Raw genomic sequence first — 14,815 nt, forward strand, 5'->3', positions numbered from 1 at the left:
CAGGCACGCGTCATGGCCTTTGCGGCCAGCGCGCTCCTACAAATTAAGTGGCTCTGGGCTCTGTTCGAATATTCACCAATCTCCTTGCGCCGTCTCCGGCCCTTCTCTACAATTGCGCCCCTTGCTGTCACGGCAGGCGCTCATGTGCCTGTCCCTGTGCAAGATAAACCAGTGTTATTCACTCCTTGTCTGACCGCTTTGGCGGCAGGCTACAACCCGTAAGGAGCATTCATGCGTCATTACGAAATCATCTTTCTGGTTCACCCGGACCAGAGCGAGCAAGTCGGCGGCATGGTTGAGCGTTACACCAAGCTGATCGAAGAAGACGGCGGCAAGATCCACCGTCTGGAAGATTGGGGCCGTCGTCAACTGGCCTACGCAATCAACAATGTTCACAAGGCTCACTACGTGATGCTGAACGTTGAGTGCACTGGCAAGGCCCTGGCCGAGCTGGAAGACAACTTCCGTTACAACGATGCCGTGATCCGTAACCTTGTCATCCGTCGCGACGAAGCCGTTACCGGCCAGTCCGAGATGCTCAAGGCTGAAGAAAACCGCAGTGAGCGCCGTGAGCGTCGCGACCGTCCTGAGCACTCCGACGCTGAAGGCGTTGACAGTGATGACAGCGACAACAGCGATAACGCTGACGAGTAATCCACGGACCTTTTGAGGAGCCTATTACATGGCACGTTTCTTCCGTCGTCGTAAATTCTGCCGCTTCACAGCTGAAAATGTGAAGGAGATCGATTACAAGGATCTCAACACCCTGAAAGCCTACGTATCCGAAACCGGCAAGATCGTTCCTAGCCGCATTACCGGTACCAAAGCTCGTTATCAGCGTCAGCTGGCTACCGCTATCAAGCGCGCCCGCTTCCTGGCCCTGCTGGCCTACACCGACAGCCACGGCCGCTGAAACCAGGTTCAGTCGACAAAAACGCAGTAAGGGAAAAATCGCATGCGCGCCATGGCTGACTTCATCATGCGCGGCCGCGTGCAGGCCACTCTCGTAGTGGTTGGATGTGCGGCGTTGCCGCTGTTGTTCTGGTTGAGCGCTGCCGCAGGTTGCCTTGTGCTCCTGCGACGCGGATTGAGTGGCGCGATGAGCGTACTCGTCTGGGCTCTGCTGCCGGCCTTGGTCTGGTGGTATTTCGGTGAACCTCGCACCCTGATGGTGTTGCTCGGTTCATGGGGGTTGGCGGCCGTGTTGCGCGCCAGCGAGTCCTGGGTTCGTGTGCTGCTGGTCAGCGTAGGGCTTGGATTGTTGTACGCAGTGATTCTGGGAGCGGTTTTCCGCGAGCCCATCGAAGCCATGGCGGGGGAGTTGCAGAAACTCCTGCCCCACGTCTTCGGTGATGTCTACCAGCAGATGTCGGTAGAAGAGCGAGCGCGTCTGGGAGCACTGATTACACCGGTCCTTAACGGCCTGATAGCAGCGTTGCTGCAGATCGTCAGCGTGGTATGCCTGATTCTTGGGCGTTACTGGCAGGCGTTGTTGTATAACCCTGGCGGCTTCGGGCGCGAATTTCGTAGCTTGAAGCTCCCGCGGGCACCGATGCTGGTGCTGCTGGTGTGCATGTTGGTGGGACCGAATTTCGGTCCTCAGCTGGCGATGTTGACACCGTTGTGCAGTGTGCCGCTCATGTTCGCGGGGCTGGCCCTGATCCACGGTTTGGTGGCTGCAAAGCGCCTGACACGGTTCTGGCTGGTGGGGTTATATGTCACGTTGGTGCTGTTCATGCAGCTGATTTATCCGTTGCTGGTGGTGTTTGCCATTGTCGACAGCCTGATTGATTTTCGCGGCCGTCTGGCGTCGAAGGACGCCGATAACGGTTCTGCGAACGGTGAAGGTTAAAGTTAAGAGGTTATTACCAAATGGAACTCATCCTGCTGGAAAAAATCGCCAACCTGGGCAACCTGGGCGACAAAGTAAACGTTAAGGCTGGTTACGGCCGTAACTACCTGCTGCCTTTCGGCAAAGCCACCGCTGCAACCGCTGCCAACCTGGCCGCGTTTGAAGAGCGTCGCGCTGAGCTGGAAAAAGCCGCAGCAGATCGTAAATCATCGGCTGAAAGCCGCGCTGCCCAACTGGCCGAGCTGGAAGTGACCATCACTGCCACCGCTGGCGATGAAGGCAAGCTGTTCGGTTCGATCGGCACCCACGACATCGCTGACGCACTGACCGCCTCTGGCGTTGAAGTTGCCAAAGCTGAAGTTCGTCTGCCGAACGGCACCATCCGTAACGTTGGCGAATACGACGTAGCCGTGCACCTGCACAGCGATGTTGAAGCTACCGTTCGCGTTGTTGTGGTGGCTGCTTAAGCAGTTTGATTCCTGCGCCTTGGTGCGGGAGTCTGGCCGGTTGGCGACTTGCTCGTCAGCCGGTTAGCATTGGGCACGGTCCTGTTCTCAGGTCGTGCCCTTTGTCATTTCTGAGTATCCTGATTCAAATCCCTGATTCCGTGTGGCCATGAACGATATTTCCGCTCCCGAGCAATACGATCTGCAAACCGCTGCCCTGAAAGTGCCTCCGCATTCCATCGAGGCCGAACAGGCTGTGCTTGGTGGTCTGATGCTGGACAACAACGCCTGGGAACGCGTGCTGGATCAAGTCTCGGACGGTGATTTCTATCGCCATGACCACCGCCTGATTTTCCGCGCCATCGCCAAACTGGCCGATCAGAACCTACCCATCGATGTGGTGACCCTGTCCGAGCAACTGGACAAGGAAGGGCAGACTTCACAGGTCGGTGGCCTCGGTTATCTGTCGGAACTGGCGAAGAACATCCCGTCGGTCGCCAACATCAAGGCTTACGCCCAGATCGTGCGTCAACGCGCGACGCTGCGGCAGCTGATCGGCATCAGCAACGAGATCGCCGACAGCGCGTTCAACCCGGAAGGGCGCACCGCTGAGGAAATCCTCGACGAAGCCGAGCGGCAGATCTTCCAGATCGCCGAAGCGCGGCCCAAGACCGGTGGGCCGGTAGGCGTCAACGACCTGCTGACCAAGGCAATCGACCGCATCGACACCTTGTTCAACCTCGGTGAGGGGATTACTGGCTTGTCCACCGGTTACACCGACCTTGACGAGAAAACCAGCGGTCTGCAGCCTTCCGACCTGATCATCGTCGCGGGTCGTCCGTCGATGGGTAAAACCACCTTCGCCATGAACCTGGTGGAGAATGCCGTGCTGCGCAGTGAAAAGGCCGTATTGGTCTTCTCGCTGGAGATGCCAGGCGAATCGCTGATCATGCGTATGCTGTCATCGCTCGGTCGAATCGATCAGACCAAAGTCCGTTCCGGCCAACTGGACGACGATGACTGGCCACGCCTGACCTCGGCGGTGAACCTGCTCAATGATCGCAAGTTGTTCATCGATGACACGGCTGGTATTAGCCCATCGGAAATGCGCGCGCGAACGCGTCGTCTGGTTCGTGAGCACGGCGAGATCGGCCTGATCATGATCGACTACCTGCAGCTAATGCAGATTCCGGGCTCCAGCGGTGACAACCGGACCAACGAAATCTCCGAGATTTCCCGGTCCCTGAAAGCACTGGCCAAGGAATTCAACTGCCCTGTAGTGGCCCTGTCCCAGCTCAACCGCTCGCTGGAACAACGCCCGAACAAACGCCCGGTCAACTCCGACTTGCGCGAATCCGGAGCGATCGAGCAGGACGCCGACGTCATCATGTTCGTGTACCGGGACGAGGTGTATCACCCGGAAACCGAGCACAAGGGCATCGCTGAAATCATCATCGGTAAACAGCGTAACGGTCCGATCGGCTTTGTGCGGCTGGCGTTCATCGGTAAATACACCCGCTTCGAAAACCTCGCGCCGGGTAGTTATAACTTTGATGATGATGAATAGTTTGGGCTTGGGCTTGGGCTTGGGCTTGGGCTTGGGAGCTGGGCGTGGGATTGCTACTTTGATGCCCTTTGGGCCATTCGCGAGCAAGCTCGCTCCCACATTTTTTGCAACGTATCTCAGTCTGAAGCACCCCGTTGCCCGCCTTGTGTTAGGCCAACTCGATCTTTAGGTTGGCCCCAAAAGCTGGCGACTAGATCTATTAGGCCATGGCACGTTTAAGCAAATGTGGGAGCGAGCTTGCTCGCGAATGGCCCAAAGGGCACCAAAGTAGCAATCTCAAGCCAACCACAAATCCGACCTACGCCGTCGGACTTGATCAAAATTTGTGCTATTCTCCGCGCCCGCGAATTTCCACGAGAAACTCGCCTCCCTGATTACGAACACTGGTCATCGACATGCAAGCAGCCAAGCCGTTATTTGACTATCCGAAGTACTGGGCCGAGTGTTTCGGCCCAGCACCTTTCCTGCCGATGAGCCGGGAAGAAATGGATCAGCTCGGCTGGGATTCCTGCGACATCATCATCGTCACCGGTGATGCCTACGTCGATCACCCATCGTTTGGCATGGCGATTATTGGCCGGCTGCTGGAGTCGCAAGGCTTTCGCGTCGGGATCATTGCCCAGCCGGACTGGAAGTCCAAAGACGACTTCATGAAGCTGGGTGAGCCGAATCTGTTCTTCGGCGTCGCGGCTGGCAACATGGATTCGATGATCAACCGCTACACCGCTGACAAGAAAATCCGCTCCGACGACGCTTACACGCCCGGCGGTATGGCGGGCAAGCGTCCGGATCGCGCGAGCCTGGTCTACAGCCAGCGTTGTAAGGAGGCCTACAAGAACGTGCCGATCGTGCTCGGCGGGATCGAGGCTTCGTTGCGCCGCATCGCGCACTACGACTACTGGCAGGACAAGGTTCGCAACTCGATCCTGATCGACGCCTGCGCCGATATCCTGCTGTACGGCAACGCCGAGCGGGCGATCGTCGAGGTCGCCAACCGTCTGTCCTACGGCGAAACCATCGAAAGCATCACCGATGTGCGCGGCACCGCGTTCATTCGTCGCGACACGCCTGAAGGTTGGTACGAAGTCGATTCCACGCGCATCGACCGGCCGGGCAAGGTCGACAAGATCATCAATCCGTACGTCAACACTCAAGACACCGAAGCCTGCGCCATCGAGCAAGACAAGGGGCCGGTTGAGGATCCGAACGAAGCCAAGGTCGTGCAAATCCTGGCGAGCCCGCGCATGACTCGCGACAAGACCGTCATTCGCCTGCCGTCCATGGAAAAAGTGCGCAACGACCCGGTTCTATATGCCCATGCCAACCGCGTGCTGCACCTGGAAACCAACCCCGGCAACGCCCGAGCATTGGTCCAGAAGCATGGCGAAGTCGATGTCTGGTTCAATCCGCCACCGATTCCGATGACCACCGAGGAAATGGACTACGTGTTCGGCATGCCTTACGCACGTATTCCTCATCCTGCGTACGGCAAGGACAAGATTCCGGCTTACGACATGATCCGCTTCTCGGTGAACATCATGCGTGGTTGCTTCGGCGGCTGTACCTTCTGCTCGATCACCGAGCACGAAGGCCGCATCATCCAGAACCGCTCCCACGACTCGATCATTCGTGAGATCGAAGAGATCCGCGACAAGGTGCCAGGCTTCACCGGCGTCATTTCCGACCTCGGCGGCCCCACCGCGAACATGTATCGCATCGCCTGCAAGAGCCCGGAAATCGAATCCGCATGTCGCAAGCCGTCCTGCGTGTTCCCGGGCATCTGCCCGAATCTGAACACCGATCATTCGGCGCTGATTCAGCTGTATCGCAGTGCGCGTGAGCTGCCGGGCGTGAAGAAGATTCTGATCGCTTCCGGCCTGCGTTATGACCTGGCTGTCGAATCGCCGGAGTACGTAAAAGAGCTGGTGACACACCACGTCGGTGGCTACCTGAAGATCGCCCCGGAGCACACCGAGGAAGGTCCGCTCAACCAGATGATGAAACCGGGCATTGGCAGCTATGACAAATTCAAGCGCATGTTCGAGAAGTATTCGAAAGAGGCGGGCAAGGAGCAGTATCTGATCCCGTACTTCATTGCGGCCCACCCGGGCACCACCGATGAAGACATGATGAATCTGGCGCTGTGGCTCAAGGGCAACGGTTTCCGGGCTGATCAGGTGCAGGCGTTCTACCCGTCGCCGATGGCCAGTGCGACCGCCATGTATCACTCGGGCAAGAACCCGCTGCGCAAGGTCACGTACAAGAGCGACTCGGTCACCATCGTCAAGAGCGAAGAACAGCGCCGTCTGCACAAGGCGTTCCTGCGCTACCACGACCCAAAAGGCTGGCCGATGCTGCGTGAAGCGCTGGAACGAATGGGGCGTTCCGACCTCATCGGGCCGGGCAAGAATCAGCTGATTCCGTCGCATCAGCCAGAGACCGACAGCTACCAGAGCGCCCGTCGCAAGAACTCGACGCCCGCTGGCAGCCACAAGGTCGCCAAGACCACCAAGATCCTCACGCAACACATCGGCCTGCCGCAGCGTGGCAGCGACGGCAGCAAGCCGTGGGACAAACGTGAAGAAGCCAAGGCCGCGGCAGCCGCGCGCAACAAGCAGGCAGCCAAGGAACGTGCCGATGCAGCCAAAGGCGGGAAGGGCGGCAAGAGCAAGAAGCCGTCGCGCCAGCCCGTGTTTCCACGCTGACCGGCCTCGTTGAGTAGTCGTGAAGAAAAAAACGCCAGCTTTCAAGCTGGCGTTTTGCGTTTTACATCTTCACGTTTTCGCGGATGTTCCAGCCGTACTTGACCGGCCCGCCATCCTTGCTGCCATCGGCCTTCTGCGGCTGGTAGCTGATTTCGACCTTGCCGAAGTTCAGCGCGATGGTTTCGCGCAATGTTTCGTCGCTACTGCCAGCATCCGTCTGATAGGACGCGACCATCACTTCCTTGAGCGTGATGATCATGTATTCCACCGGGCTGGTGCCGCCGGCCTTGCGCACGGTCAGCGTCGCTTCCGGATAATGCTTGCCGCTGGAGCACGCCATCATCAGATTGGGCGAGGCCTTGTCCAGCGCCTTGTTCAGATTCAGGTTCTGCATGCTGACCTTCCCCGCTCCGCCGCCGCCGCCCTGATGCATCGAGCCCGATTGCATCATGCCCCACTGCATCGTATGGATGTCGATCTCTTCGGCGTGGACACTGTCCTTGGACTCGCCCTTGATATCGCCCAGCTTCAAAAACATATCGATTGCCATTACCGCTCCCTGAAAAACAGTGGTCGACGAATTGTCGACGCGCACCTTTTCTCACTAGCGACATGGCCGCAATACGTTCAAAGCAGTTTGGGACCGTTCATACAACAGAATGAAAACCTTCCTACATCGACTCCGCCATTGACTGCCTATCCTCCCTCGCTTCGCGCACACGCCAGAGTGAAAGGATTCGTTCATGAAAGGGTATTTTTCGATCTTCATCAGCGGCGTATTCGCGACGCTTGGGTCTGTGGTGATGGCAGGCGTGCTGGTGGCCGACGCGTTTTACAAAGATGTACCGCAAGAGGTCAGCATCCTCTGGGTTGAGCGAGCCTTGGCGGTGGTCATCGTCATCGCCTGTTTTTGCCATCTCTTCATCATCCTGGGGCGACCCCAATGGACATGGGGCGTCGTTCTGGTGCTGCTCGCGTGCTTGCTTGCGGCACTGCCAACCATCGAACACCGCCCACAAAAGGTCATCTATTTCCTGGGGGTGTTTTGCCCACTGCTTGGGCTGCTGGTTATGAATTCAGCTCGACACCGTGAGCTGCGCCGGATCAGCGTCGAGGTGCGTTATCAGCGCCAACGCTTCATGGCAATCCGCCAGGCCAGAATTCGCCGTCAAAAGGCCGAACGCCGCAAATAACCCCACCCGCCTCATTTCCGTGCGACCCTTGCACCATCCGCCGAAGCTGGCGCGATTATGGTGCTATGCCTGGCTGAGCGAGCACCATCAGCGCCGAAGGCGCCAGACTTGCCTGGCTGGCATAAGTCTTGCGCGGTTTCGCTACCGTCCAGGCTCGCAGGAGGCACGCCGTGTCGATTCACTTTGCCTTGCACCACGTCACGCATTACCGCTATGAACGCGCGGTAGAACTGGGTCCGCAGATCGTGCGCTTGCGCCCGGCGGCGCATAGCCGTACGCGTGTGTTGTCCTATTCGCTCAAAGTCCTGCCTGAAAACCACTTCATCAACTGGCAACAGGACCCGCAGGGCAATTATCTGGCGCGGCTCGTGTTTCCGGAGAAGACCGACCAATTGCGCATCGAAGTGGATCTGGTCGCCGAGATGGCGGTGTTCAACCCGTTCGACTTTTTCCTCGAGCCCTACGCCGAAAAGATTCCGTTCACTTACGCCAGGGAAGAGCATCACGAACTGCTGCCGTATCTGGAAAAGCTGCCGCTGACGCCGAAGTTTCAGGCGTATCTGGACGGCATCGATCGCACGCCCGTGCCGGCCATCGATTTTCTGGTGAACCTCAATCAGCGCCTGGCCAACGACATCGGTTACCTGATTCGCATGGAGCCAGGCATACAGACGCCGGAATTTACCCTCGAAAACGCGTCCGGCTCCTGCCGCGATTCCGCCTGGCTGCTGGTGCAATTGCTGCGTCACCTGGGCATGGCTGCGCGGTTCGTGTCCGGTTATCTGGTGCAGCTCAAGGCTGACGTCGAGGCGTTGGACGGACCTTCCGGCACCGACGTCGATTTCACCGACTTGCACGCCTGGTGTGAGGTGTATCTGCCGGGTGCAGGCTGGGTCGGGCTGGATGCGACGTCCGGGCTGTTTGCCGGTGAGGGCCACATTCCGCTGGCGTGCAGCCCCGAGCCATCTTCGGCTGCGCCGATCAGTGGTCTGGTCGAGCCCTGTGAAACCGAATTCAGCCACGAAATGTCGGTGGAACGCATCTGGGAGGCGCCGCGCGTCACCAAGCCTTACACCGAGGAACAATGGCTGGAGATTCAGGCGCTGGGTCGACAGATCGACAGCGACCTGATCGCCAGCGACGTGCGCTTGACCATGGGCGGCGAGCCGACGTTCGTCTCCATCGACGACCGAGACGGCGACGAGTGGAACACGGCCGCGCTGGGGCCGAAAAAACGCGTGCTTGCCGCCGAGTTGTATCAGCGTATGCGCAAGCATTATGCCCCTCAGGGCATCGTGCATTTCGGCCAGGGCAAGTGGTACCCGGGCGAGCAATTGCCGCGCTGGTCGCTGAACTGCTTCTGGCGTCGCGATGGCCAGCCGGTATGGCGCAACGATGCACTGATCGCCGACGAAAATCAGGATCACGGCGCTGACGGCGAGTTGGCCGGACGTTTCCTGCGCAGCGTCGCCGAACGGCTGAAACTGCCGGCGCGTTACGTTTTTCCGGCCTATGAAGACCATTTCTATTACCTGTGGCGCGAAGGCGCGTTGCCGAAGAATGTCACCGCCGAAGACTCGCGATTGAGCGATGACCTGGAACGCGCTCGGCTGACCAAAGTCTTCGCCCAGGGCTTGGACAAGGTCATCGGTCATGTCCTGCCGCTTGCCCGCACCGCCGCTGATGATCGCTGGCAAAGCGGGCGCTGGTTCCTGCGTGACGAGCACTGCCGTCTGGTGCCGGGGGATTCGCCACTGGGTTATCGCTTGCCACTGGCCTCACAGCCTTGGGTCAAGGCCGCGGAATATCCGTACATTCATCCCACCGACCACAACCAGGACTTCCCTGACCTGCCGGATCGCGATGATGTCGAGAGCAGCCTCAACAGCCTGACCGAGCAAAAAGACACCCACGCCGAACGCACACCGGTCGTCGACGAATCCGCCGACTGGCTGACCCGCACGGCGTTGAGTGCCGAAGCGCGTGATGGACGTCTATATCTGTTCATGCCGCCGCTGCAATCCCTCGAGGCTTATCTGGAACTGGTGGCTGCGATCGAGGCGACTGCCGAAGAACTGCATTGCCCGGTGTTGCTGGAAGGTTACGAGCCGCCGAGTGATCCACGTCTGGCTAACTTCCGTATCACGCCGGACCCAGGCGTGATCGAAGTCAACGTGCAGCCTTCATCCAGTTGGGATGAGCTGGTCGAACGCACCGAGTTCCTCTACGAACAGGCGCGCCTGACCCGCCTGACCACCGAAAAATTCATGATCGACGGGCGCCACACCGGCACCGGGGGCGGAAACCACTTCGTGCTGGGCGGTGCGACGCCAGGGGATTCGCCGTTCCTGCGTCGGCCCGATCTGCTGCGCAGCCTGCTCAGCTACTGGCATAACCACCCGTCGTTGTCTTACCTGTTCTCCGGGCTGTTCATTGGCCCGACCTCGCAGGCCCCGCGTGTCGACGAAGCGCGCAACGACTCGCTGTACGAACTGGAAATCGCCTTCTCCCAGATGCCGGCGCCGGGTGAAGAATGTGCGCCATGGCTGGTCGACCGCCTGCTGCGTAACCTGTTGATCGACGTCACCGGCAATACCCACCGGGCTGAGTTCTGCATCGACAAGCTGTACTCACCCGATGGCGCGACGGGCCGCTTGGGGCTGCTGGAACTGCGTGCGTTCGAGATGCCGCCCCACGCGCGTATGAGTCTGGCGCAGCAACTGCTGCTGCGGGCGCTGGTCGCACGATTCTGGCGCGAGCCGTATGCGCCGGCCAAGCTGGCGCGCTGGGGTACCGAGCTGCACGACCGCTTCATGCTGCCGCATTTCATCGAGCAGGATTTCGCCGACGTCATCGTCGAGCTCAATGCCGCCGGTTATCCCGTGCGCGCCGAATGGTTCGCGGCGCATCTGGAGTTTCGTTTCCCGAAGGTCGGCGATTATGCGGTCAGCGGTATCGAGCTGGAGCTGCGCCAGGCCCTGGAGCCGTGGCATGTGCTCGGTGAAGAGGGCGCGGCCGGTGGTGCGGTGCGTTACGTGGACTCGTCGCTGGAGCGCCTGCAGTTGAAAGTCACGGGACTGCCGCCGCAGCGCTACATGCTCACATGCAACGGCGTCCCTGTGCCGCTGCAACCGACCGGGCGCGTCGGCGAGTTCGTAGCGGGGGTGCGTTTTCGCGCCTGGCAGCCGTTCAACGCCTTGCAACCGACCATTGCCGTTCACGCGCCGCTGGTTTTCGACATTCTCGATACCTGGATGCATCGCTCGCTGGGCGGCTGCGAGTATCATGTCGCCCATCCTGGTGGTCGCAACTACGAGACCCTGCCGGTGAATGCCAACGAAGCGGAAAGTCGGCGTCTGTCGCGGTTTTTCCGCGTCGGCCACAGCCCCGGCAAACTGGCGATACCTGCGCTGACCATCAACGATGAATTGCCCATGACGCTGGATATGCGTCTGCATCGATAAAAGCACGGCCCGGACAGTCAGCCTGATCGCACACATCAGGCTGACTCAGAGAGCGGCCGCAGGGAAGCGAGCCACTACGTGTCACTTTGTCTGCGCTAACCTGTCTCCTTTAGTAGTCTGCCGAGCCTTCCATGCCCGACCTGCTTGACCGATATCCGCTCTCAGCGGGTACATACCACGAGATGCTCGACGCCAGCGGCGCTGTCCGGCCGCATTGGCAGCGCTTCTATGAGCATCTGCAACGCAGCACCCCTTCGCAATTGATCCAGCGTCAGGCATTGCTCGCCAGGCAGATTCAGGAAAACGGCGTCACCTACAACGTCTATGCCGACCCCAAAGGCGCAGACCGGCCGTGGGAGCTGGACCTGCTACCGCATTTGATTCCGGTCGATGAGTGGCAACAGGTCGCCGCTGGCATCGCGCAGCGAGCGCGCTTGCTCAATGCCGTGCTGGCTGACCTTTATGGCCCGCAAACCCTGATCGCTGAAGGGTTGCTGCCTGCCGAATTGGTTTTTGGGCACAACAATTTTCTCTGGCCGTGCCAAGGCGTTACGCCGCCGGAAGGCACGTTCCTGCATGTTTACGCCGTCGATCTGGCGCGCACGCCCGATGGCCGCTGGTGGGTCACGGCAGACCGGACTCAGGCGCCGTCGGGTGCCGGTTACGCCCTGGAAAACCGCCTGATCGTATCTCGGGCATTTCCCGAGCTGTATCGCGACCTGGAAGTGCAGCATCTGTCCGGCTTCTTCCGTTCGTTGCAGGAAACCCTCGCGCGTCAGGCGCCGAGTAACAATGACGTCCCGCTGGTGGTGTTACTGACGCCAGGGCGTTTCAACGAAAGCTATTTCGAACATTTGTACCTCGCGGGCCAGTTGGGCTATCCGCTGGTAGAGGGCAGTGACCTGACCGTACGCGATGCCACGGTGTATCTGAAAACCCTCAGCGGTCTGCGGCGCGTTCACGCCATCATGCGGCGTCTGGACGATGACTTCTGCGATCCGCTGGAGCTGCGAACCGACTCGGCGCTCGGCGTTCCAGGCTTGCTGGAGGCCGTGCGGCAAGGGCGGGTGCTGGTCGCCAACGCCTTGGGCAGCGGCGTGCTGGAATCGCCTGGGTTGCTGGGCTTTCTGCCAAAGATCAACGAGCACTTGTTCGGTGAAGAACTGATCCTGCCGTCGATCGCGACCTGGTGGTGCGGCGAGCCGCCAGTGCTGGCACAGGCGTTGGAAAAGATGCCTGAGCTGGTGATCAAACCAGCGTTCCCTTCACAAAGCTTCGCCCCGGTGTTCGGCCGTGATTTGAACGACGAGCAGCGCCACGCCCTGGCCGCACGCATGCAGGCCCGGCCTTACGCCTATGTCGCGCAGGAACTGGCGCAGCTGTCCCACGCGCCGGTTTGGCAGGGCGCGCAAATGCAACTGCAGCCCCGCGCCATCGGCATGCGGGTCTACGCGGTGGCGGCGGCTGACGGCTATCGCGTGCTGCCGGGCGGGCTGACGCGGGTGGCCGCCGATGCCGACGCCGATGTGGTGTCGATGCAGCGCGGGGGCGCCAGTAAGGACACCTGGATTCTCGGCGAGCGCACCTTGGGCAGCGAACAGTGGAAGGGCCGCCATTCATTGGGCGTGCACGACTTGATTCGCCGCGACCCGTATCTGCCTTCGCGGGTAGTGGAAAACCTGTTCTGGTTCGGCCGCTACTGTGAGCGTTGCGACGACAGCGCGCGTCTGCTGCGAATCATGCTGGCGCGTTACGTCGATGGTGATGACCCGCTGGCGCTGCAAGCTGCGGTGGAATTGGGCGAGCGTCTGAATCTGGTTCCGAGAGAGGACGAAGAGAAGCCCAGCGAGTTGGATGATCGGCTTCTCGCCGCCTTGTTGGGCGATGAATGGCCGTTCAGCCTGCGCTCCAACCTCCAGCGCTTGCAGTGGGCTGCTTCCCAAGTGCGCGGTAAGTTGTCTCGGGAAAATTGGCAGGCACTGGTGGAGTTGCAACACGAGGCTACCCACCTGGATACCGAAACCCCGAACTTTGGCGAACTGCTGGATTTCCTCAACCGCCTGGTGATGTCCCTCGCGGCGCTGTCCGGCTTTGCGCTGGATGACATGACCCGTGACGAAGGATGGCGCTTTTTGATGATCGGTCGGCGCATCGAGCGTCTGCAGTTTCTCAGCACCAGTCTGGCAGCATTTCTGCGCAGCGATGCGGTGTCCGACCAGGACGCGCTGGACTGGCTGCTGGAACTGGGCAACAGCAGCATCACCTATCGCTCTCGGTATCTGGCGTTGCCGCAGTTGATCCCAGTGCTGGATTTGCTCCTGCTCGATGAACAGAACCCTCATGCCGTGCTGTTCCAGCTCAAGCTGGTGACGCGCTCGGTGAAACGCTTGAACGATGACTTCGGTGTACCTCAGGACAGCAGTCTGGCGATGTTGACGCAGCGGCTGGCGGCTTTCGATCTGGGTTGTCTGGAGAACGGCCTGTTCGGTGAGAGCAGCGTCAAAGCCGCATTGCACGGGCTTGGGGATCTGCTGCAAAGCATCGGCGATACCAGTGGCCAGGCCTCCGACCGCCTGGCGCTGCGCCATTTTGCCCACGTCGATGATGTCAGCCAGCGCACGGTGTCCGTCTGATGAACAGCGCCCATTACCAGATTCTTCACGATACCCATTACAAGTACGACACACCGGTGTCGCTGGCTCAGCAATTGGCGCACCTGTGGCCACGGCGTAGCCCTTGGCAGCGTTGCCTGGAACAGCAGTTGGTGATCAGCCCGGCACCGACCACGCGGCGGGACGAGTTGGATGTGTTCGGCAATCCGCTGACGCGGCTGGCCTTCGAGCGGCCCCATGACCAATTGCAGGTCAATGCGCGCCTGCGCATCGAAGTGCTGGAGCGTCCGGCGCTGGATTTCCAGCAGTCGGTGCCGTGGGACCTGGCTCGCAGCACGTTGACCTACAGCGCCTCGAAGATGTCCCCTGATCTGCTCGATGCCTGCCGTTATCGCTTTGAATCGCCTTATGTGCATTTAAAGCAGTCGTTCGTTGAATTTTCGGCCAGTTGCTTTCCGACAGGGCGGCCATTGCTGCTCTGCGCGCAGGCGCTGATGGAAAAGATCTTCGACGAATTCACCTTCGATGGCGAAGCCACCCAGGTAGCGACGCCGCTGGTGGAAGTGCTGGAGAGCCGTCGTGGCGTCTGTCAGGACTTTGCCCATCTGATGCTCGCCTGCCTGCGATCACGCGGGCTGGCGGCACGATACGTCAGTGGTTATCTGCTGACCCAGCCACCTCCCGGCCAGCCGCGGCTGATCGGCGCCGATGCCTCGCACGCTTGGGTTTCGGTGTTCTGTCCGATGCTGGGCTGGGTGGATTTCGACCCGACCAACAATATTCAGCCTGCGCTGGAGCACATTAGCCTGGCGTGGGGGAGGGATTTTTCAGACGTTTCGCCGCTGCGAGGGGTGATTCTGGGCGGCGGCAATCACGACCCGGAAGTGCGGGTGACAGTGATGCCGATTGCGGGGTAAGGCGGGTTCGGTACGCCTGTGGGAGCGCTTGCCCCGCGCTAGTGAGGTATGGCGACATG

11 protein-coding genes are annotated in these 14,815 nt (G+C 60.0%); 10 read left to right on the forward strand and 1 reads right to left on the reverse strand.

Annotated elements, in window-relative coordinates:
- Window positions 1-231: 231 nt before the first annotated feature.
- From rpsF to CE491_RS25200, 6 genes are all read left to right on the forward strand, one after another.
- Window positions 232-654, forward strand: a complete 423-nt coding sequence (gene rpsF / locus CE491_RS25175; RefSeq protein WP_062379020.1) for a 30S ribosomal protein S6 — start codon at window positions 232-234, stop codon at window positions 652-654.
- A gap of 28 nt (window positions 655-682) precedes the next feature.
- A complete protein-coding gene (gene rpsR / locus CE491_RS25180) occupies window positions 683-913 on the forward strand; it encodes a 30S ribosomal protein S18 (protein WP_037015707.1) in 231 nt (76 codons plus the stop codon).
- Window positions 914-955: 42 nt separating this feature from the next.
- Window positions 956-1,852, forward strand: coding sequence for a YybS family protein (locus CE491_RS25185; protein WP_110951039.1), 897 nt, complete (start codon window positions 956-958; stop codon window positions 1,850-1,852).
- Window positions 1,853-1,872: 20 nt separating this feature from the next.
- Window positions 1,873-2,319 carry a 50S ribosomal protein L9 gene (gene rplI / locus CE491_RS25190; RefSeq protein WP_110951040.1) on the forward strand — a complete coding sequence of 149 codons (447 nt, stop codon included), beginning with the start codon at window positions 1,873-1,875 and terminating at the stop codon, window positions 2,317-2,319.
- A 148-nt stretch (window positions 2,320-2,467) separates the two neighbouring features.
- Window positions 2,468-3,865 (forward strand): replicative DNA helicase, encoded by a 1,398-nt coding sequence (dnaB, locus tag CE491_RS25195; RefSeq protein ID WP_110951041.1) that lies wholly within the window; start codon window positions 2,468-2,470, stop codon window positions 3,863-3,865.
- A gap of 395 nt (window positions 3,866-4,260) precedes the next feature.
- Entirely contained in the window at window positions 4,261-6,570 is a 2,310-nt protein-coding gene (locus CE491_RS25200; protein ID WP_110951042.1) for a YgiQ family radical SAM protein, read from the forward strand.
- Between the two features lie 61 nt (window positions 6,571-6,631).
- On the opposite strand, the gene CE491_RS25205 is transcribed toward CE491_RS25200, so the two are convergent.
- Window positions 6,632-7,120, reverse strand: a complete 489-nt coding sequence (locus CE491_RS25205; protein ID WP_110951043.1) for an Hcp family type VI secretion system effector — start codon at window positions 7,118-7,120, stop codon at window positions 6,632-6,634.
- Between the two features lie 193 nt (window positions 7,121-7,313).
- On the opposite strand from CE491_RS25205, the gene CE491_RS25210 reads away from it, so the two are divergent.
- The 4 genes from CE491_RS25210 (at window position 7,314) to CE491_RS25225 (ending at window position 14,756) form a co-directional block, all read left to right on the forward strand.
- Entirely contained in the window at window positions 7,314-7,763 is a 450-nt protein-coding gene (locus CE491_RS25210; RefSeq protein ID WP_110951044.1) for a hypothetical protein, read from the forward strand.
- A gap of 170 nt (window positions 7,764-7,933) precedes the next feature.
- Complete coding sequence (locus tag CE491_RS25215; RefSeq protein WP_110951045.1) at window positions 7,934-11,227, forward strand: transglutaminase family protein; 3,294 nt, start codon at window positions 7,934-7,936, stop codon at window positions 11,225-11,227.
- Between the two features lie 131 nt (window positions 11,228-11,358).
- On the forward strand, window positions 11,359-13,860 hold the full coding sequence (locus tag CE491_RS25220; RefSeq protein ID WP_110951046.1) for a circularly permuted type 2 ATP-grasp protein: 2,502 nt from the start codon (window positions 11,359-11,361) through the stop codon (window positions 13,858-13,860).
- Window positions 13,860-14,756, forward strand: a complete 897-nt coding sequence (locus CE491_RS25225; RefSeq protein ID WP_110951047.1) for a transglutaminase family protein — start codon at window positions 13,860-13,862, stop codon at window positions 14,754-14,756. The genes CE491_RS25220 and CE491_RS25225 overlap by 1 nt, the downstream gene beginning before the upstream one ends.
- Window positions 14,757-14,815: the final 59 nt, after the last annotated feature.

The organism is Pseudomonas bohemica (genome assembly GCF_002934685.1).
GTDB lineage: Bacteria > Pseudomonadota > Gammaproteobacteria > Pseudomonadales > Pseudomonadaceae > Aquipseudomonas > Aquipseudomonas bohemica.